Annotated in this window: 20 protein-coding genes; 12 read left to right on the top strand and 8 right to left on the bottom strand. The window is 66.9% G+C overall.

The annotated features are described in order from the left end of the window. Positions 1 to 36: 36 nt before the first annotated feature. Positions 37 to 192, bottom strand: coding sequence for a YdcH family protein (locus Q9K01_RS03065; RefSeq protein ID WP_305928732.1), 156 nt, complete (start codon positions 190 to 192; stop codon positions 37 to 39). 175 nt (positions 193 to 367) lie between these two features. Between Q9K01_RS03065 and Q9K01_RS03060 the strand changes: the two genes are divergently transcribed. Beyond that, positions 368 to 565 carry a YdcH family protein gene (locus Q9K01_RS03060; protein ID WP_305928731.1) on the top strand — a complete coding sequence of 66 codons (198 nt, stop codon included), beginning with the start codon at positions 368 to 370 and terminating at the stop codon, positions 563 to 565. A gap of 102 nt (positions 566 to 667) precedes the next feature. Beyond that, the gene (locus Q9K01_RS03055) at positions 668 to 1,141 is read left to right on the top strand and encodes a DUF1465 family protein (RefSeq protein ID WP_305928730.1); all 474 of its coding nucleotides are present in this window, start codon (positions 668 to 670) and stop codon (positions 1,139 to 1,141) included. Positions 1,142 to 1,147: 6 nt separating this feature from the next. Here Q9K01_RS03055 and Q9K01_RS03050 read toward each other — a convergent pair whose 3' ends face one another. Then, on the bottom strand, positions 1,148 to 2,611 hold the full coding sequence (locus Q9K01_RS03050; protein WP_305928729.1) for a glycerol kinase: 1,464 nt from the start codon (positions 2,609 to 2,611) through the stop codon (positions 1,148 to 1,150). 89 nt (positions 2,612 to 2,700) lie between these two features. Between Q9K01_RS03050 and Q9K01_RS03045 the strand changes: the two genes are divergently transcribed. From Q9K01_RS03045 to Q9K01_RS03030, 4 genes are all read left to right on the top strand, one after another. Next, on the top strand, positions 2,701 to 3,573 hold the full coding sequence (locus tag Q9K01_RS03045; protein WP_305928728.1) for an MBL fold metallo-hydrolase: 873 nt from the start codon (positions 2,701 to 2,703) through the stop codon (positions 3,571 to 3,573). Beyond that, a complete protein-coding gene (locus tag Q9K01_RS03040; RefSeq protein ID WP_305928727.1) occupies positions 3,558 to 4,250 on the top strand; it encodes a DUF4230 domain-containing protein in 693 nt (230 codons plus the stop codon). The genes Q9K01_RS03045 and Q9K01_RS03040 overlap by 16 nt, the downstream gene beginning before the upstream one ends. A 71-nt stretch (positions 4,251 to 4,321) precedes the next feature. Then, complete coding sequence (gene nadA / locus Q9K01_RS03035) at positions 4,322 to 5,308, top strand: quinolinate synthase NadA (protein WP_305928726.1); 987 nt, start codon at positions 4,322 to 4,324, stop codon at positions 5,306 to 5,308. A 234-nt stretch (positions 5,309 to 5,542) separates the two neighbouring features. Further along, on the top strand, positions 5,543 to 6,853 hold the full coding sequence (locus Q9K01_RS03030) for a DUF2254 domain-containing protein (RefSeq protein WP_305928725.1): 1,311 nt from the start codon (positions 5,543 to 5,545) through the stop codon (positions 6,851 to 6,853). Here Q9K01_RS03030 and Q9K01_RS03025 read toward each other — a convergent pair. Continuing rightward, the gene (locus Q9K01_RS03025) at positions 6,850 to 7,755 is read right to left on the bottom strand and encodes a DMT family transporter (protein WP_305928724.1); all 906 of its coding nucleotides are present in this window, start codon (positions 7,753 to 7,755) and stop codon (positions 6,850 to 6,852) included. The two genes, Q9K01_RS03030 and Q9K01_RS03025, sit on opposite strands and share 4 nt — an antisense overlap. A gap of 54 nt (positions 7,756 to 7,809) precedes the next feature. Between Q9K01_RS03025 and Q9K01_RS03020 the strand changes: the two genes are divergently transcribed. After that, positions 7,810 to 8,901: an alkene reductase gene (locus tag Q9K01_RS03020; RefSeq protein ID WP_305928723.1), complete on the top strand. Its 1,092-nt coding sequence runs from the start codon at positions 7,810 to 7,812 to the stop codon at positions 8,899 to 8,901. Between the two features lie 26 nt (positions 8,902 to 8,927). Here the strand turns inward: Q9K01_RS03020 and Q9K01_RS03015 are convergent, their stop codons facing one another. Together Q9K01_RS03015 and lipB are read right to left on the bottom strand one after the other, a co-directional pair. Continuing rightward, positions 8,928 to 9,236 (bottom strand): hypothetical protein, encoded by a 309-nt coding sequence (locus tag Q9K01_RS03015; RefSeq protein ID WP_305928722.1) that lies wholly within the window; start codon positions 9,234 to 9,236, stop codon positions 8,928 to 8,930. Continuing rightward, positions 9,233 to 9,904, bottom strand: coding sequence for a lipoyl(octanoyl) transferase LipB (gene lipB / locus Q9K01_RS03010; protein WP_305928721.1), 672 nt, complete (start codon positions 9,902 to 9,904; stop codon positions 9,233 to 9,235). Before lipB ends, Q9K01_RS03015 begins: the two co-directional genes overlap by 4 nt. A 67-nt stretch (positions 9,905 to 9,971) precedes the next feature. Between lipB and Q9K01_RS03005 the strand changes: the two genes are divergently transcribed. After that, on the top strand, positions 9,972 to 10,802 hold the full coding sequence (locus tag Q9K01_RS03005; RefSeq protein WP_305928720.1) for a glycerophosphoryl diester phosphodiesterase membrane domain-containing protein: 831 nt from the start codon (positions 9,972 to 9,974) through the stop codon (positions 10,800 to 10,802). Positions 10,803 to 10,805: 3 nt separating this feature from the next. Here the strand turns inward: Q9K01_RS03005 and Q9K01_RS03000 are convergent, their stop codons facing one another. Next, entirely contained in the window at positions 10,806 to 11,399 is a 594-nt protein-coding gene (locus Q9K01_RS03000; RefSeq protein ID WP_305929164.1) for a class I SAM-dependent methyltransferase, read from the bottom strand. Between the two features lie 144 nt (positions 11,400 to 11,543). On the opposite strand from Q9K01_RS03000, the gene Q9K01_RS02995 reads away from it, so the two are divergent. Beyond that, on the top strand, positions 11,544 to 12,926 hold the full coding sequence (locus Q9K01_RS02995) for an MFS transporter (protein WP_305928719.1): 1,383 nt from the start codon (positions 11,544 to 11,546) through the stop codon (positions 12,924 to 12,926). Between the two features lie 10 nt (positions 12,927 to 12,936). Here Q9K01_RS02995 and arsC read toward each other — a convergent pair whose 3' ends face one another. Both arsC and Q9K01_RS02985 read right to left on the bottom strand, forming a co-directional pair. After that, the gene (gene arsC / locus Q9K01_RS02990; protein ID WP_305928718.1) at positions 12,937 to 13,281 is read right to left on the bottom strand and encodes an arsenate reductase (glutaredoxin); all 345 of its coding nucleotides are present in this window, start codon (positions 13,279 to 13,281) and stop codon (positions 12,937 to 12,939) included. Between the two features lie 85 nt (positions 13,282 to 13,366). Continuing rightward, entirely contained in the window at positions 13,367 to 13,915 is a 549-nt protein-coding gene (locus Q9K01_RS02985) for a (2Fe-2S)-binding protein (RefSeq protein ID WP_305928717.1), read from the bottom strand. A gap of 145 nt (positions 13,916 to 14,060) precedes the next feature. Between Q9K01_RS02985 and Q9K01_RS02980 the strand changes: the two genes are divergently transcribed. From Q9K01_RS02980 to Q9K01_RS02970, 3 genes are all read left to right on the top strand, one after another. Then, the gene (locus tag Q9K01_RS02980) at positions 14,061 to 15,404 is read left to right on the top strand and encodes an MATE family efflux transporter (protein ID WP_305928716.1); all 1,344 of its coding nucleotides are present in this window, start codon (positions 14,061 to 14,063) and stop codon (positions 15,402 to 15,404) included. Positions 15,405 to 15,467: 63 nt separating this feature from the next. Next, positions 15,468 to 17,585 carry a chemotaxis protein CheA gene (locus Q9K01_RS02975; protein WP_305928715.1) on the top strand — a complete coding sequence of 706 codons (2,118 nt, stop codon included), beginning with the start codon at positions 15,468 to 15,470 and terminating at the stop codon, positions 17,583 to 17,585. Then, the gene (locus tag Q9K01_RS02970; RefSeq protein ID WP_305928714.1) at positions 17,582 to 18,016 is read left to right on the top strand and encodes a chemotaxis protein CheW; all 435 of its coding nucleotides are present in this window, start codon (positions 17,582 to 17,584) and stop codon (positions 18,014 to 18,016) included. The genes Q9K01_RS02975 and Q9K01_RS02970 overlap by 4 nt, the downstream gene beginning before the upstream one ends.

Genomic DNA, 18,016 nt, shown 5'->3' with positions numbered 1-18,016 from the left:
AAAGCCGCCGCAGCGCCCGTATCCGCCCGTTTCCGCTCAGCAGCGGGCGATTTCTTCCTTCAGTTGAAGCTTCTGGCGTTTGATCTGCTTGATCGTCCCATCGTCGGGCGCGGGGCGGGACTGTTCCTTGCGCAAGCGGGCCTCGAGCCCGGCATGCCTGGTACGAAGCGCTTCAACATGAGGTGATTGCATAAGGCTTTCTCCTAGGAGGTGGATAACCCCGAACGAGCGACTCGCCAGCGCGGGCGAACCGCGTCACAGCAATGAAACATATTCGCTTGCATTTGCGAAGAGCCCGATTTGCTTTAGCGGTCGGGCGGATCGTAATCGCGGCGAGTGGATTCGTCGCATCAGGCAGGATGGATGCGTGACCGAGCAGGAGCTGAGGAAGCGGCTGGAAGTTGTGCGCAGCGAACATCGCGATCTCGATGCGGCGATCCATGCGCTGACGCAATCGGGATCGACCGATCAATTGCAGATCGCGCGGCTCAAGAAGCGCAAATTGCGGATCCGCGACCAGATCGCCGATCTCGAGGACAATCTCCTGCCCGACATCATCGCCTGACGGATCGCCCGGAGGGACGCCCGAAGCGGCCGTGGTTCGGAATTGGGACACTGCGTTCGTCGCGCTGGAGCGGAGGTCCGGGGGCCGCTAGCCACCGGTCCCATGACAGCCACTACCACCGCCCGCCGCACCATCATCGAAGACCTTTACACCGAGGCCCTGATGTTGGCGGACGAAGCCCGCGACGCCTTCGACCAGCGCGGCGAGATGGCGCCCGGCAGCAGTCGCAACGAAGCGCGGATCGCCCTCTCGATCGAAGGCCTGAGGACTACCACGCGGCTGATGCACGTGCTCGCCTGGCTGCTCAACCAGCGCGCCTTCCTGGCGGGCGAGCTCGACGAGCACCAGCTGCGCCGGCACGGCCGGCTGCCCGCCGAACGCCCCTCGATGCCCGGGATGATGGAGAAACTCCTGCCCGAAACCCGCCATCTGGTCCGCGAAAGCGAGCGGCTGCACGCACGGGTCGCTCGGCTCGACCGCGACTGGCCGCGAGTGCAGCCGGTCGAGGACAATGCCGTCGACGCGATGCGCAACCGCATCGCCGAGGCGTTCGCGCCGCAATCGCTCGCAGGCTAACCGTCTTCAGGCGGCGGCGAGGGCCTTGCGCCAGCGCGTCAGCCGTTCCTGTCGGACCGCATCGGTCGAACTGGGGGTAAAGCTTCGCGCGGGACCGCGCATCGCCCCCGCCGCTTCCTCGAGCGTGGCGTAGAGACCCGCCCCCACCGCTGCGCACAGCGCTGCCCCGAGCGCCGTGGTCTCGACGAAATCGGGTCGCTCGACCGCGATATCCAGCATGTCGGCCAGATCCTGCGCCATCCAGTCATTGGCGCTCATCCCGCCATCGATCCGCAGCGCGGTCCAGGCCGCGCCATCGGCGGCGAAGGCTTGCGCCAGATCGTAGGTCTGGTGCGCCATCGCCTCGAGCGCGGCGCGCGCGATCTGCGCCCTGCCGCTGGCGAAGCTGAGCCCGGCGATCACCCCGCGCGCCTCGGGCTGCCAATGCGGCGCCCCCAGACCCGACAATGCCGGCACGATCACCACCTCGCCGCTATCCGCCACCGAGCGCGCCAGTTCCTCGGTCTGTCCCGAGGTCTCGATCAGTCCCAGCGTGTCGCGCAGCCACTGGACCAGGCTTCCGGCAACGAAGACCGAACCTTCGAGCGCATAGGTCCTTTTGCCGTCGCGCTGGTTGAGCACGGTGCCGAGCAGGCGGTGGTCCGAACGCGGGATGGCGCTGCCCTTGTTGGTCAGCACGAAAGCGCCGGTGCCATAGGTCGCCTTGGTCTCGCCGAAGGACAGGCACCCCTGTCCCACGGTCGCCGATTGCTGGTCGCCGACCAGCCCGCAGATCGGAATTGCCCGCCCGAACCAGGTTGCGTCGCAGTGCGCCAGCTCGCCATGGGTATCGGTGACCTGCGGCAGCGCCGCCAGCGGCACCCCCATCAGATCGCACAGCGCAGGATCGTACTGTGCCCCATCGAGCGGCAACAATTGGGTGCGGCTGGCGTTGCTGGCATCGCTGAGATGCGCGCCTCCGGTCAGCTTGAAGACCAGCCAACTCTCGACCGTTCCGAAGGCCAGCGTCCCGGCCTGTGCCGCGCCGCGTACCGCCTCGTCATTGTCGAGCAGCCAGCGCATCTTGGTGCCCGAGAAATAGGGATCGAGCAGCAGACCCGTGCGTCGCTGGATCTCGGTCTCGTGCCCCGCCTGCTTCAGTTCTGAGCAGAAGAAGCTGGTCCGCCGGTCCTGCCACACGATCGCGCGCGCCAGCGGTTCGCCGGTCGCCTTGTCCCAGGCGACCACGGTCTCGCGCTGGTTGGTGATGCCGATCGCGGCGATGGCCGAGGCATCCCCGCCGATCGCCTCGCGCGCGCAACGCAGCGTTTTGTCCCAGATCTCGCCCGCATCGTGCTCGACCCAGCCGGGGCGTGGATAATGCTGCGTGATCTCGGCCTGGACGACCCGTTGCATCGTCCCGTCGGGAGCGAAGATCATCGCCCGCGTGGATGTGGTGCCCTCATCGAGGACCAGAATTGTCTCTCCCATGGCGCCAGCCTTATCCCGAGGCGGCGCGCCAAGTCGAGCCGGCACAGTGTATGCTCGACTAACGCGGCGCGCATCCCCATATGCCCTCCATGGCAAAGGCACCGCCCAAACCCTGGCCCACCGGAGAGGCCGAGCAGATCGAGCCGCTGGTGCGCCGCGTGCTCGCGCCCAATCCCTCGCCCTTCACCTACACCGGCACCCAGACCTATATCGTCGGGCTGGGTGACGGCTGCGCGGTGATCGATCCGGGTCCCGACGAGCCCGCGCATCTCGCCGCGCTCGAAGCGGCGATCGGCGGCGAGCATGTCTGCGCGATCATGTGCACCCACACCCACCGCGATCATTCGCCCGGCTCGCGCCCGCTCGCCCGCCGCACCGGTGCCCCCATCGTCGGCTGTGCGCCGCTCGCTTTCGACACCGCCGGGCCGCGCGCCGACGAGGGCTTCGACCCCGAATACGCACCCGACCGGGTGCTGGCGGATGGCGAGGCGATGTCCGGACCGGGCTGGACGCTCACCGCGCTCGCCACCCCGGGCCATGTCTCCAACCATCTGTGCTTCGCGCTGGAGGAAAGCGGCGCGCTGTTCAGCGGCGATCACGTGATGGGCTGGTCGACCAGCGTGGTGGTCCCGCCCGATGGCGACATGGGCGATTACATGGCGAGCCTGCAATTGCTCCACGAACGCGACGACCGCGTACTCTACCCCGCGCACGGCCCCGCAGTAACCAAGCCGCGCCAGCTGGTGCGTTCGATGATCGGCCATCGCCGCCAGCGCGAGAACCAGATCCTGCGGCTGCTGGGCGAAGCCCGCCAGCAGGTCGGCGAGCTGGTGGCGCAGATGTACAAGGGGCTCGACCCCAAGCTCACCAAGGCGGCGGCGCTGTCGGTGACTGCGCACCTCATCGATCTGGAACGGCGCGGCCTCGTCGTCCGTTCGGAGGATATATGGCAGACCAGTTGAAGACCGGCCGGACGCTCGAACCGCAGGTGACGCGCGATGCACCGGTTGCGCGGCGCGGCCTTGCAAAAGGCGCGCCCTGGCTGGTGGTGTTCGTCCTTCTCGCCGCCGTGGTCTGGCTCGGCTGGCGCGCGTTCCTCTATCAGGAGGAAGGCGATCCGGTGGGCAGCGCCATGTTGGCGTTCGAGCGGCAGAACGCGCTCACCGTGTTCAGCTCGCGCTTCGAAGTGGTCGCCGAGAGCGAGGACACCCGCGGAGTGCTGGGGGTGCCCGTGCTGCGCTCGCGCCAGGCGACGATCATTCCCGCCTCGGTCGAATACCGGCTCGACCTGTCGGGGATGGATCGCGGCGATTTCGCCTGGGATGCCGAGGGCGAGACGCTCGACGTGACCCTGCCCCCGATCCGGACCACCACGCCCAATCTCGACGAAGCGCGGGCACGCGTCTTCACCGAAGGCTCCTGGGTGACCCGCGACGCCTCGCAGGATCTGGCGCGCAACAATTCGCGGCAGGCGCAGGCCAAGGCCAGCGCTTTCGCCAGAAACCCCGAAGTCGTCGCGCTGGCGCGCCAAGCGGCCAAGGCTGCGGTGCGCCAGAACCTCGCCATTCCGCTCCAGGTGGCCGGCTATGGCGACGTCCGCGTGCGGGTCCGCTTCGAAGACGAGACCGAGGCGAGCTAGCCGGCCCGAACCGCAGCACCGGCGCGAACACACCGTACTCAATGACAATCCAAGACCCGAAGGGGGCCCTCATGACTGCCCAGACCACCCCGCCCACCGGCACCGACCTGCTCGCCGAGATCGAGCGCCTGCGCAAGGAGCGCAACGCGGTGATCCTGGCGCATTACTATCAGAGCCCGCAGATCCAGGATCTCGCCGATTTCGTCGGCGATTCGCTCCAGCTCAGCCAGATGGCGGCCGAGACCGATGCCGATGTGATCGCCTTCTGCGGCGTCAAGTTCATGGCCGACACCGCCAAGATCCTGTCGCCCGAGAAGATCGTGGTGTTGCCCGACATGGATGCCGGCTGCAGCCTTGAAGACAGCTGCCCGCCCGAGAAGTTCAAGGCCTTCCGCGAGGCGCATCCCGATCACATCGCGCTGACCTACATCAATTGCTCGACCGAGGTGAAGGCGCTCTCCGACGTGATCGTCACCAGCTCCAGCGCCGAGACGATCCTGAGCCAGATCCCCAAGGACCAGAAGATCATCTTCGGCCCCGACCGCCATCTGGGCGGCTATCTCAGCCGCAAGTTCGACCGCGAGATGCTGCTGTGGCCCGGGGTTTGCATCGTCCACGAGGCCTTCAGCGAGACCGAGCTGCTCAAGCTCAAGCAACAATATCCCGGCGCGCCGATCGCGGCGCATCCCGAATGCCCGCCGACGATCGTCGATCACGCGGATTACGTGGGTTCCACCAGCGGCATCCTTCAGTTCGCGGAAACCTTCGAAGGCGACACGCTGATCGTCGCCACCGAACCGCACATCATCCACCAGATGGAAAAGGCGCTGCCGTCCAAGAACTTCATCGGCGCCCCCGGTGCGGACGGAAACTGCAGCTGCAACATCTGCCCCTATATGGCGCTCAACACGCTGGAGAAGCTCTACGCCTGCCTGCGCGATCTGGAACCGCGGATCGAGATCGAGGAAGGCTTGCGGCTGCAGGCCAAACGCAGCCTCGATCGCATGCTCGAACTCGCCAGCGGGACGATTGGCCATGGCGATCTGGGCAAGATATGAGCGTGCTTGCCCGCCTGCTTGCCCGATCGTGAGAGGTAGGTAGCACGGCACCGGAAGGTCGAACGCACGCTCCAACCGCGTGCATACGGCGGTGTTCAAAGTTCAGCGGGGGCATCGGCAGTTGACTGCAAAAATTCGGGTTTTGAGATTTACAGATCGAGCCATCCGGCGATTGCCGGCCAAGCGCCGGTCGAGATATGGAAGTGCGGCGCTGGTGCGACAGGGGGCTAGCCGATGACCCGGCTGCGCGTGTTCTGGCAAAGCATAAACGCCAGCTATTGGTTCCTGCCCGCGATCTTCTCGGTCTCTGCGCTGGTCCTCGCGCTGCTCACGACTTGGCTCGATCGCAGCGGCATGGCGCAGTTCCTTGATGAAATGCCGTGGCTCGAACCGGCCATGCCCGAAGGTGCGAGCAATATGCTCACCGTCATAGCGGGCGCGATGATCGGTGTGGCTTCGACGGTCTTCTCCATCACCATCGCGGCGGTAGCCTATGCCAGCGGCAATTACGGACCGCGGCTGCTGACCAATTTCATGGAGAATCGCGGCAATCAGTTCAGCCTCGCGACGTTCATCGGCACCTTCGTCTACGCGATCACCGTGCTGCGAACCGTGCGCGCCCGAGAGGATGCAGCCCCGGGTCTCGGCCTGGCGGAAGCTGCCGGCTTCGTGCCGCAATTGTCGCTGCTGGTCGCCTTCGCGCTGATGGGCGCATCGGTGGCGGTGCTGGTCTATTTCCTGAACCACATCCCCGCCTCCATCCGCGTGAATTCGGTGCTCAGCGGCATCGGTGCGCGTCTGCTACACGATATCGGCGAGCGCTTCCCCGAGCGGAACTCCGGCGAACCCGCGCTAGCCGCGCCCACGGGAACGCCGCTCGTCGCCACCAAGACCGGCTACATCCAGGCGATCGCCTTCAAGCGCCTCGAAGAGATCGCCCGGCGCGAGCACGGCAAACTCAAACTGGCGGTGCGGATCGGGGATTTCATTCACCCGGAGGTGACGATCGCCTTCTGGGCCGACATGGACGCGGTCCAGGATCGTCCCGACGACGAAGTGCGCGAATGCTTTACGCTCGGCAGCATGCGCACACCGAACCAGGACACAAGGTTCCTCATCGACGAACTGGTCGAAATCGCGCTGCGGGCGCTGTCGCCCGGCATCAACGACCCCTTTACCGCGGTGACTGCGGTCCACTGGCTGGGTGCGGCCACCGCCGAGCTGGGCAAGCGCGACCTCACCCGCACCTTCGCCCTCGATGGCGAAGAACCCCATCTGGTCCTGCTTGAGGATGATTTCGAGCACTATCTGGCGCGCGGTTTCGGCGCGGTTCGCGGGGGCATCGCCACCAACCGGATTGCGGCGCAGGTGACCTTCGACGCGCTGGTCGATTCCGCGACCATGATCGACGACGAGACCCGGCGCGCCGCGATCCGCAAGGAAGGCGAGCTGCTGGTGCAGCAAGCGCGCCGTCATCTGGTCGGGCCCGAACTCGATGCCGTCGAAGCGCGCTACCAGCAATTCCTCCAGCGGATTGAACGTTAGGCGAGCCTTGGCGGCGGAGCGGAGCGCGCCAGCACCAGCGCCCCCGCCAGCAGCGCCATCCCGGCAATATCCATCGCCGTCAGCAACTCTCCGAAAGCGAACCAGCCGATGCCGGCGGCGATCGCGGGCTGGGTCAGCAGCGCCATGCCGATCACCAGCGGCGGAAAATGGCGCAGCGCGAACACCAGCAATCCCTGCCCGATCAGCTGGCTCGACACCGCAAGACCGATCACCGGGCTCCACCCGGCGGCACCGGGCAGCACCGGCTCGCCGATCGCGAAGGCCATCGCCAGCATGATCGGCGCGGCCACGCAGCAGACCAGCAACAGCACGGTCCAGGCACCCAGCTCTGCGCGGGCGCGCTGCGCGGGCAGCAGGTAAAAGGCATAGCAAAGGCCGGCGAACAGGCAGAACAGATCGCCCAGCGCGCTGGCGGCGGAAATCTCGAGGCTGCGGCCCAGCAGGATCGCCGCGCCCGACAGCGCCGCGAGCACCGCCAGAGCTTCGCGCGGGAGCGGCCTGCGGCGCAGCGCGACCAGCCCCCAGAGCACCAGAATGACGCTCCCCGAATTGCCGAACAGCACCGCATTGCCCAGCCGCGTCATCTCGATCCCGATATGCCAGCTCGCCAGATCAATCGCGAAGAACACCCCCGCCAGGGCCGCCAGCCACAGCAGCCGCCGGTCGAGCGGCCCGGCGCCGCGCTCCCGCCACGCGAGCAGCGCGATCAGCGGGATCGGCAGCGCCAGCCGCCAGAACCCGGCGCTGACGGGCCCGGTATCGGCAAGCCGGACGAACCACGGCCCGAACGCCAGCGCGGCATTGCCCGCCAGCAGCGCGGCGAAGTGCCAGCCACTCGCCTGATAGGCTTTCTTTGCCGGAGCCGCGCTTGTCACCACCATGGCCGCTCCCTAGCTCGCATGCCACGTCACACCAGTAAAATTGGATGCCCGCTTATGAACGACACGCTTTTCGAACCGCTGAAACTGGGAGCCATCGAGGCCAGGAACCGCATCATCATGGCGCCGCTCACGCGCGGCCGCTCGAGTCAGCCCGGTTCGGTGCCGAACGCGATGATGGCCACCTACTACCGCCAGCGCGCGGGCGCGGGGCTGATCATCAGCGAAGCGACCGGGATCAGCGTCGAAGGTCTCGGCTGGCCCGCTGCACCGGGCATCTGGAGCGACGAGCAGGTCGAAGGCTGGAAGGAAGTCACCGAGGCGGTGCACGAGGAGGGCGGCAAGATCGTGCTGCAGATGTGGCACATGGGCCGGCTGGTCCACCCGCTGTTCCTGGGCGGCGAACCGCCCGTTTCCGCCAGCGCCACCCAGGCGCCGGGCCACGCCCACACCTTCGAGGGGCGCAAGGATTACGAGCCGGCGCGTGCGCTGGGTATCGAGGAAATCGCACGCGTGGTCGGCGACTATCGCCATGCTGCCGAAAACGCCAAGAGGGCCGGCTTCGACGGCGTGCAGCTGCACGGCGCGAATGGCTATCTGGTCGACCAGTTCCTGCGCGACAGCACCAATCTGCGCGAGGACGAATACGGCGGCTCGCCCGAAAACCGGGTGCGCTTCCTGCGCGAAGTGCTCGAGGCGCTGATCGACGTCTGGGGTGCCGATCGGGTGTCCGTGCGGCTGTCGCCCAATGGCGAGACGCAGGGCTGCGACGACAGCGATCCGGCGGCGACTTTCGGCGCCGCGGCGCGCGTGGTCGAGGAGCTCAAGCTGGGCTTCCTCGAATTGCGCGAACCCGGCCCTGACGGCACCTTCGGCCAGACCGATGTCCCCAAGCAGAGCCCGCTGATCCGCACGATCTACACCGGGCCGCTGGTGCTCAATTCGGACTATACCGCCGAGGAAGCCGTCGCCGATATCGCGGCAGGCCGCTGCGACGCCGTCGCCTGGGGCCGGTGGTTCATCTCCAACCCCGACCTGCCCGAGCGCATCCGCACCGGCGCGGAGATCGCACCCAATGTCGATGTCCCGCGCAGCTGGTACGGCAGCGGGCCCGAGGGCTATGTGGATTACCCCAGACTGGGGGAATAGACCGACCGGAGGCGCCGCCTGATCCGTCAGGCGGCGTCTTCGTCCGCATCGCTTTCGGGTTCCGGCTCCTCGGCGGCGGCAGGCTCTGCCTGCTGGGCTGCTGGCGTCGGAGCATCGCTGGCCGCTTCTCCCGCCTCCGTATCGGTCGCGACGAGCGCGGATGCGCCCTGCGAACGCACCGTGTCGAGCGGCAGCATAGAATCGCTGATGGTCCCGCCTATCACCTCCCCCTCGGCGGCGCGGCCGTCATTGTCGCTCGGTTCCGCGACGGGTTCCTCGCCGCAGCCCGCCAGCAGGGCGAGCGCGATCAGGGCGGCAGGCAGGCGGTAATTCATGGCAGGGCGCTCATCTTTCCGTTCAGGGCGGCGAGGAAATCGTCGAGACGCGCCAGCAATGCCTCATCCCAGCTCTCGGGGGCAAGCGGTTTGCCGAGCTTCGCCAGGCTGGTGACGCCGAATTCCTCGATGCCGCAGGGTACGATGCCGGTGAAATGCGCCAGATCGGGCGCCAAATTGACCGAGAAGCCGTGCATCGTCACCCAGCGCCGCACCCGCACCCCGATTGCGCCGATCTTCGCCTCGCGCCCGTCTACGTCCTTCGTCCAGATGCCGATCCGGCCCTCGGCGCGCCACGCCTCGACCCCGATATCGCCCAGCGTGGCGATCACCCAGCCCTCGATCGCCTGGACGAAGCGGCGGACGTCGCGACCGCGCTCCCTGAGGTCCAGCATCACATAACCGATCCGCTGGCCCGGCCCGTGATAGGTGTAGCGCCCGCCGCGTCCCGCCTCGACCACCTCGAAGCGCGGATCGAGCAGTTCCCCCGCCGCCGCGCTGGTCCCCGCGGTGTAGACCGGGGGGTGCTCCAGCAGCCAGACCAGCTCCTTCGCCTCGCCCCGGCCGATCGCGTCGTTGCGCGCCGCCATGGTCGCCAGCGCCTCGCGGTAGGGGATGCGGTTCGCGCTGCGGCGGATTTCGACGGTTTCGGGGGACGCGGGGCTCATGGCGATTGCGTGGCGAGTGGCGCGGCGGTTATCAAGGACGAAAGATCCGGATCGGGGAGCGAAGCGAATGAAACTGGACCTCAGCGCCGCATGGGATGGCGCCATGACCATGATCCGCGCCAATCGCGAGGTCGTGACAGTGCTGGCAGGCGTATTCTTCTTCCTGCCCAATCTCGCATTCTCGTTGTTCCTGCCCGATGCCGGGTTGGCCGAGGCCTCCGCCGCGCAATCGGACTGGGAAGCCATGGCTGCGGTTATCCAGGATTTCTACGCCCAATATTGGTGGGCGCTGTTGCTGCTGGCGCTGATTCAGATGATCGGCGCGATCGCCAGCCTTGCGGTCCTGGGCGATGGCGGACGCCCGACCGTCGGCGATGCGCTCCGGCGCGGCCTATCGCTGCTGCCGACCCTGCTGGGCGCGCAGATCGTCGCCGCTTTGGCCATATTCGCACCCATCGTGCTGGCATCGGGCATCGGCGCGGCAACTGGATCGGCCGGGGTGATCGGACTGCTCACGCTGATCAGTCTGCCGGTCATGATCTACATCATGGTCAAGTTTTCGCTCAGTTCGCCAGTCGTCGCGGTCGATCAAATCCGCAACCCGCTGGCGGCGCTGGCGCACTCGTGGCGGATGACCAAGGGGAACAGTTTCCGCCTGTTCTTCTTCTTTCTGCTGCTGATCGTCGCCTTCGTGGTGGTCTCGACGGTCCTCAACCTGATCATCGGTCTGGTGCTCGCCCTGCTGGGAGAGGCATTGCAGCTGATCGGGCTGGCGATCGCGGGGGCGCTGATCAACGCGATCTTCTCGGTCGTGGCCTACGCGGTGCTGGCTTCGGTCCACCAGCGGCTGGCAGGGCAAGCCAGCGTATCGGTTCCGGTGGCGGGCAAGGAGGACTAGGACCTAGTCCGCGTCGCTCTTCCAGCCCCAGAACAGCTTGCAAGGCAGCACGTTGAGCCATTCGAACCCATCGTCGATGCGCTTGAAATGGGGGGCCATGTAGTCGCGCGCACGGGCCGTGAACTGATAGACCAGGAAGGCTCCGCCCGGTCGCAGCACGCGGTGCGTGGCCTCGGCGATCGCCGGCGCAACCCCATCGGGAAGCGTCGAGAACGGAAGGCCCGACAGGACGTAATCGGCCTGCTCGAAGCCGTGCCTCGCGACGATGTCCTCCACTTCGGCGGCCGAACCCAGCACCGCGTGGAAGCGGCTGTCGGTGATGGTCTTGCGCAGATAGTCGATATAGAGCGGGTTCGTGTCGATCACGATCAGCGTGCCGTCGCGACGCAGCCGGTCGAGCACCGGCTGGCAGAAGGTCCCGACACCCGGTCCATATTCGACGAACAGCTTGCAATCGTCCCATTCGACCGGTGCCAGCATCTTCTCGATCGTGAACCGCGACGAGGGAATGATCGAACCGACCATTTTGGGATGTTCCAGAAAACCCCGGAAGAATACGCCCCACTGGCCAAACAATCGTCCGGTCCGCGCCTTCAGATCGTTGCGATCGAGCGCTCTTGTGCCTTGATAATCGTTCACCATTCGACCCTTGTTTGTGGTCCACGACCCACGAGGCTGGACGGGTTACAGCTTCGTTGGAGCATTGCAACCCGTCGAGGGCGGGCCTAGCGCGGAAGCGGCATGGCCGAAAGCGACCCCTCCCTCCCGCAAATGCCTCCGGCCCCCGCGCTCGCGCAGGCAATCCCGCGCGAGCGTATGGCGCTGCTGTTCACGGTCATGCTGGTCACCGCGGCAGGCAACACCGCGATGCAATCGGTGATGCCCTCGATCGGCACCGCGCTGGGAGTCGCCGATGTGTGGATCAGCCTCGCCTACAGCTGGTCGGCGCTGCTGTGGGTGGTCTGCGCCCCGATCTGGGCGGACCGCTCCGACCAGCGCGGCCGCAAGGCGATGATGGCGCTGGGACTGTCGGGCTTCATCGTCTCGATGGGGCTTTGCGGCCTCGCGCTGTGGCTCGGGCTCACCAATGCATTGCCAGCGGTCTGGGCGCTGATCGCCTTCGCGGCGGCGCGCAGCCTCTACGGCGGTTTCGGCAGCGCGGCACCGCCCGCGGTGCAGGCCTATGTCGCGAGCCGGACCCCGCGTTCGCAGCGGACGCAGGCGCTGTCGCTGATCGCCTCGAGCTTCGGACTGGGAACGGTGATCGGCCCGGCGCTGGCGCCGCTGATGGTGCTGCCGTTCCTCGGGCTGACCGGACCCTTCATCATCTTCGCGCTGATCGGGATGGTGGCGCTGGTGACGCTGCGGTTGCGACTGCCAAACGATCAACCCCAGTTTCCGGCCCGAGGCAATGCCTATGATGCGCCCTATGCCGGCGGCTCCACCGCGGGACACCGCCATGATGCCGCCTCGACGGAGACGGTCGCCAGCCAGGACGAAGAAGACGAAGAAAGCCTCCCCGAGGGCAAGCTGCGCTGGACGGACACCCGCTTGCGCCCATGGGTCGCTGTCGGTCTGCTCGGCGGTCACGCGCAGGCGATGATCCTGGGGATTTCGGGCTTTCTGGTGCTGGACCGGCTGGGTCTGCGCGACACCCCGGCCGAAGGAACGGGGCCGGTCGGGCTGGTGCTGATGAGCGGCGCGCTGGCGACGCTGCTGGCCCAGTGGGGCCTGATCCCGCGCCTCCATCTGGGGCCGCGCGCCGCCTCGTTGTGGGGCATCGCGGTCGCCGGACTGGGTACCGCGCTGCTCGGCGCGGCGCAGGATCTGCACACCATTGCGCTCGGCTATGCCATCGCCTCGCTGGGGTTCGGCCTGTTCCGCCCCGGCACCACGGCAGGCACTTCGCTGGCGGTCAGCCGGGCCGAACAGGGGCGTGCCGGCGGGGTTACCGCCTCGGTAGCGGGAGCGAGCTTCATCTACGCGCCCGCGCTTGGCGTGTTTCTCTACAACCGCTCCGACTGGCTTGGCTTCGGGCTCATCCTGCTGCTCTGCCTGGTGGTGTTCCTGATCGGCTGGCGCACGCTGCAGGCCGACGAGACTCTGACTCAGGATCGCGGCTAGGGGATCGCAGCTAGAGGATTTCGAGCACCTTGTCCTGCGGACGGCACAGCCGCACGCCCTTCTCGGTCTCGACCAGCGGACGTTCGATCAAGGCCGGGTCCGCCGCCATCGCATCGAGCACGGTTGCGGCGTCCGCCTCAGGCAGGCCGCGCTCCCGGGCATCGGTACCGCGCAGTCGCAAGCCGTCCTGCGGCGCGATCCCGGCATCCTCATAGAGCTTTTCGAGCGTGGCGCGGCTCGGAGGATGCTTGAGATATTCGACCACGGTCAGCTCGACCGTGGAGAGATTCTCGAGAATCGCCAGCGTCTTGCGCGAAGTGCCGCATTTCGGATTGTGCCAGATCGTCGCCTTCATCGGTTCGGTCTCCTGTGGGTTGCGCCGGGCGGCTTAGCCGAATGCGTCGGCGGCACAAATGGGCCGATACCAGCACTCGCGCGGATCATTCCGCGTCGGTCGGCGGGGTTATTGCGGGCACCCGGCGCGCCGCGTCTTCGGCGCTGATGCCGGGTGCCGGCGCAGCGCTGATCGTCTCCTCCCGCCGCGCGACCCTGCCCGCCCGCTCGATGGCCCTGATCAGGCGGGGATAGACACCGCAGCGGCACAGATTGGGGATCGCCGCGACGATCTCCGCCTCGCTCGGAGCGGAATTGCGCTCCAGCAGCGCGCTCGCCGCCATGGCGATGCCCGGCGTGCAGAACCCGCACTGGATCGCCTGTTCGGCGACCAGCGCCTGTTGCACCGGGTGCGACCGGTCGCGCGACAGCGCTTCGATGGTGGTGACGAAGCGGCCTTCGGCCTCGGCGATGGTGATCAGGCAGCTGCGCAGCGCCTCGCCATCGACATGGACCATGCAGGCACCGCAATCGCCGACCCCGCAGCCGTATTTCGTGCCGGTGAGATTGGAGGCGTCGCGCAGCGCCCAGAGCAGCGGCGTGTCCGGCTCCATCAGATATTCGACCGGCCTTCCGTTGACGGTCATGCGGGGCAAATCGCGGTCTCCTCGGACGGGTAATTGGAGGCGGATAATTGGGGGTCGGGAATGGAGCTCAAGGTAACGGTCCATCGCACGGATCGCCGCCGAGCGGCAAGCCGCGCTTCCCAAGCCATCCCGCCCGCTATAGGGGCTCGCAGCGATGAGCGACACGGCCAAACTGACGCGCGGGGGCATCCGCGGCCATCTCGTGACGCAGACGACCCCGATGATCATCGGGGTTGCAGCCATTATGTCGATCGGACTGGTCGACGCCTATTTCATCGGCCAGCTGGGCAGCACCGAACTCGCGGCGATCGCCTTCATCTTTCCCATCAGCGTGGCGCTCACCAGCATGGGCGTGGGCGTGATGGTCGGGATCAATTCGGTGGTCGCAAGGGCGCTGGGCAGCGGCGACAGCGCCATGGCCGCCCGGCGCGCAAATCTCGGCATCGTATTCGCGGTGAGTTTGGGCATCCTCATGGGGCTCGCGCTCTACGCATTGCTCGATCCGCTGTTCACGCTGATGAATGCCGACGACCAGACCCGGCCCTTCATCCGCGCCTATATGCAGCCCTTCGCGCTGGGCTTCCCGCTGCTGATGACGATCATGGGGTTCAACGGCGTGCTGCGCGGACAGGGCGAGGCGCGCAAGACCAGCTATATCTCGATCTGCTATGCCGCCGCCAATTGGGTGCTCGACCCGATCCTGATCACCGGCGCGTTCGGATTCGAGGGGTTCGGCATCGTCGGCGCGGCCTATGCGACGCTTTCGGGATGGGGCATCGCCATCCTGCTGGGTCTGTGGCTGATCCGGAGCACCGCGCTGCCGTTCAAGCCGATGATGATCCGCCACAGCGCGGTAATCGAGCCGCTGACCGCGATCCTGCGGGTGGCGGGACCGGCGAGTTTCTCGAATTCGATCAATCCGATCGGCCTTTCGGTCCTCACCGCGATGGCGGCCGTCGAAGGGCAGGCGGCGGTTGCGGGATTCGGCGCGGCAGGCCGGCTGCAGAGCTTCGCCCTGGTTCCCCTGCTGGCGCTATCGGGTTCTATCGGGGCGATCGTGGGCCAGAACTGGGGCGCCGACCTGCCCCGCCGGGCGCGCGGCGCGGTCGCCTATGCGGGCGGTTTCTGTCTTCTCTACGGACTGGCGGTGGCGGTGCTGCTGTTCGCTTTCGGCGAGCGGTTCGCCAGCCTGTTCAGCGACGAGCCGGCGGTGATCGAGCAATTCGCCTCCTATCTCGCGATCGCCGTCTGGGGCTATGCCGGCTTCGGCCTGCTGATCACGGGGAACGGCGTGCTCAACGCCGTCGATCGCGCCCCGCTCGCACTGCTCCAGAGCGCCGCACGCGTCTTCCTGGTCATGCTGCCCTTCGCCTGGCTGCTGCGCGACAGCTGGGGTGCCGAGGCGATCTACGCGGCGGAACTGGTCGCCAACTTGGCGGGCGGCGCACTGGCGGCGCTGATCGTGTGGCGGATCTTGCGCGATAAACCACACGCCTGACCTTACCGATCCTTAACCATCCTGCGGCATAGCTGCTCCGATACGCGAAGGGGTGGTGACGAAATGGATGATCTGCTGGCGGACTTCGTCGCCGAAACCCGCGAAATGCTCGACGCGAGCAGCGAAGAAATCGTCGCCTGGGAAGCCGATCCTTCGGACAAGGCGCGGCTCGACACGATTTTCCGCTTCGTCCACACCGTCAAAGGCAATTGCGGTTTCTTCGATTTCCCGCGTCTCGAGCGACTGAGTCACGCGGCAGAAGATGCGCTCGCCGAATGCCGCGCGGGACGGCGCGCACCCGACCGGGCGCTGGTTTCGGCCGTGCTCGCGATCATGGATCGCATCGGCCAGATGAACGACACGATCGAAGCCGGTGAGGAATACCCCGTCGGCGGCGACGATGCGCTCATCGCGGCGTTGGAGCCGGGGGCCGCCAGCACCGACGCTGAAGAGGCTCGCCCGGTCGCGCCGCGCGACGATGAGGACGCCCCCCGGAATGCCCGGACTGCCCCCGTCCAACGCTCGATCCGCCTCCCCGTCGATCTCCTCGACGAGGTGATGAAAGGCGTGTCGGACATGGTCCTGGCGCGCAACGATCTGGCAAGGCGTCTGCGGGAGGCCGGCGAACAACCGACCATCGACGGTCCCTTCGAGCGGCTGTCCGCGATCCTCGCCGATGTTCGCAGCGCAACCACGCGGATGCGGATGCAGCGGCTCGAACATCTGTTCGGCTCGCTTCCACGCCTTGTGCGCGATCTCGCCCACGAGCTCGGCAAGGAGGTGGCAGTCGAATTCGAAGGCGGAGATGTCGAACTCGACCGCGAGATGCTCGAAATGGTGCGCGACCCGCTCACCCACATCATCCGCAACGCCATCGACCACGGGATCGAACCGCCGGACAAGCGCCGCGCAACGGGCAAGCGCGACGCCGGCCTGCTCAAATTCGTCGCCCGCCAGTCGGGCAACCGCATCTCGCTGGCGATCTCCGACGACGGCCGCGGGATCGATATCGCGCGGCTGGAGGCCAAGGCGGCGGCGGCGGGAGTCTATACCCGCGCCGAGCTCGAGCGCATGGACGAGCGTAAGAAGCGCTTGTTGATCTTCGAACCCGGCCTCTCCACCGCCGATGCCGTGAGTTCGGTCTCCGGACGCGGCGTGGGCATGGATGTCGTGCGCGCCAATATCGAGAAGGTCGGCGGCTCGATCGATGTCTTCAGCCAGCCCGGCGAAGGCACGACCTTCTACCTCCAGCTGCCGCTTACTCTGTCGATCATGCCTGCGCTAACCGTGGAATCGCACGGTCAGCTCTATGCGCTCCCCCGGTCCTACATCGAGGAAATCGTCTTTGCCCGATCGCGCGACGTCGAACTCGCGCGTGCCGGCGAGCGTCAATTGATGACTTTCCGCCAGCGGCGGGTGCCATGCATTGCACTCGCGCATGTGCTGGCCGGGAGCGAGGCACAGCCCGTCCCCTGGCGGGACACGACGCTGGTCCTGATCCGCCTCGCCACCGACGAGATTTTCGCGCTCGCAGTGGATCGGGTCCACGATCACGAGGATGTGGTGGTCAAACCCATCCCGCCGGCGATCATGGACACCGGAATCTACGCCGGGACCACCCTGCTCGACGACGGGCGCCCGATGATGCTGCTCGACGTGCCGAACATCGCGAGCGATTGCGGGATGCTGGACGATTTGCGCGCCGGACCGGAATCTCTGGTCGAGGAAGCAAGCGCAGAACCCGACAAGCCCAGAGTTCCGGTGATGCTGTTCACCGGACTCGACCAGCGCCGCCGCGCCGTTCGGCTGGATCTGGTGCAACGGATCGACACCGTCGAGCGCGAGGCGATCGATCTCGAGGGCGCAAGGGCCCAAGTGGTGATCGAAGACCGGCTCTTCGCTCTGGTAGGTCACGACAGCGGCGCGCTCCCCGAGGGGCGCTGTCGTCTCTTGCGGCTTTCCGACGGCGAAAGCGAGATCGCTATGATCGTCGCCGAAGTGCTCGACGCCGCCGAGATCGACCAGGACTTGCATGCCGATGGCGGCGACCCGCGGTATGCGGGCGTGGCGCTGCTCAGCGGACGACCGGTCCCGGTCCTCGACGTCCACCGGCTGTTCGCCGCGCACGGCAACCCCGTGTGCGTCGAACCGGCCACTGCCCACAAGGTCAACGCGCTGTGACCCAGGCCCTGCTCATGTGCCTGATCGCCGAACGGCGGGTCGCCTTTCCCGCAGTGGAAGTGCGCTCGGTGATCGAGATCGAGCGGATCACTCCGATCCCACGCACTGCACCGCACATCGCCGGGATCACCGCGCTGCGCAGTCAGGCGCTGACCGTGATCGACTGCCGGGTGGCGCTCGGCTTCCCTGGCTTGGGCGACCCGGTCGGCAGCCGTGCCGCGGTGGTCGATCACCAAGGCCATTCCTATGCGCTGGTGGTCGACCAGGCATTCGACGTCGTCGAAGCTCTGGGCGAAACCGCGACGGTCCCTGGCGGCTTCGGCGAGGCTTGGGCCGAAGCGGCGACCGGCATGGTCGAGACCGCGACCGGCCCCACTCTGCTGATGGCGATCGAGAAGCTCATCGCCGGGCAGCAGACGCTGGCGGTTTAA

It is taken from the genome of Qipengyuania benthica, from assembly GCF_030717865.1.
Taxonomy (GTDB): domain Bacteria; phylum Pseudomonadota; class Alphaproteobacteria; order Sphingomonadales; family Sphingomonadaceae; genus Qipengyuania; species Qipengyuania benthica.
Note: the sequence above shows the minus strand (reverse complement) of the source record. Positions and strands in the feature narration are given on the sequence as shown.

Bases quoted from the DNA above. Each gene is read 5' to 3' on its own strand.
- Q9K01_RS03030 (WP_305928725.1), top strand. From the start codon at position 5,543: ATGACCCGGCTGCGCGTGTTCTGGCAAAGCATAAACGCCAGCTATTGG.
- Q9K01_RS02980 (WP_305928716.1), top strand. From the start codon at position 14,061: ATGAGCGACACGGCCAAACTGACGCGCGGGGGCATCCGCGGCCATCTC.
- lipB (WP_305928721.1), bottom strand. From the start codon at position 9,904: ATGAGCCCCGCGTCCCCCGAAACCGTCGAAATCCGCCGCAGCGCGAAC.
- nadA (WP_305928726.1), top strand. From the start codon at position 4,322: ATGACTGCCCAGACCACCCCGCCCACCGGCACCGACCTGCTCGCCGAG.
- Q9K01_RS03015 (WP_305928722.1), bottom strand. From the start codon at position 9,236: ATGAATTACCGCCTGCCTGCCGCCCTGATCGCGCTCGCCCTGCTGGCG.
- Q9K01_RS02975 (WP_305928715.1), top strand. From the start codon at position 15,468: ATGGATGATCTGCTGGCGGACTTCGTCGCCGAAACCCGCGAAATGCTC.
- Q9K01_RS03065 (WP_305928732.1), bottom strand. From the start codon at position 192: ATGCAATCACCTCATGTTGAAGCGCTTCGTACCAGGCATGCCGGGCTC.
- Q9K01_RS03005 (WP_305928720.1), top strand. From the start codon at position 9,972: ATGAAACTGGACCTCAGCGCCGCATGGGATGGCGCCATGACCATGATC.
- Q9K01_RS02995 (WP_305928719.1), top strand. From the start codon at position 11,544: ATGGCCGAAAGCGACCCCTCCCTCCCGCAAATGCCTCCGGCCCCCGCG.
- arsC (WP_305928718.1), bottom strand. From the start codon at position 13,281: ATGAAGGCGACGATCTGGCACAATCCGAAATGCGGCACTTCGCGCAAG.
- Q9K01_RS03045 (WP_305928728.1), top strand. From the start codon at position 2,701: ATGGCAAAGGCACCGCCCAAACCCTGGCCCACCGGAGAGGCCGAGCAG.
- Q9K01_RS03050 (WP_305928729.1), bottom strand. From the start codon at position 2,611: ATGGGAGAGACAATTCTGGTCCTCGATGAGGGCACCACATCCACGCGG.
- Q9K01_RS03040 (WP_305928727.1), top strand. From the start codon at position 3,558: ATGGCAGACCAGTTGAAGACCGGCCGGACGCTCGAACCGCAGGTGACG.
- Q9K01_RS03055 (WP_305928730.1), top strand. From the start codon at position 668: ATGACAGCCACTACCACCGCCCGCCGCACCATCATCGAAGACCTTTAC.
- Q9K01_RS03020 (WP_305928723.1), top strand. From the start codon at position 7,810: ATGAACGACACGCTTTTCGAACCGCTGAAACTGGGAGCCATCGAGGCC.
- Q9K01_RS03025 (WP_305928724.1), bottom strand. From the start codon at position 7,755: ATGGTGGTGACAAGCGCGGCTCCGGCAAAGAAAGCCTATCAGGCGAGT.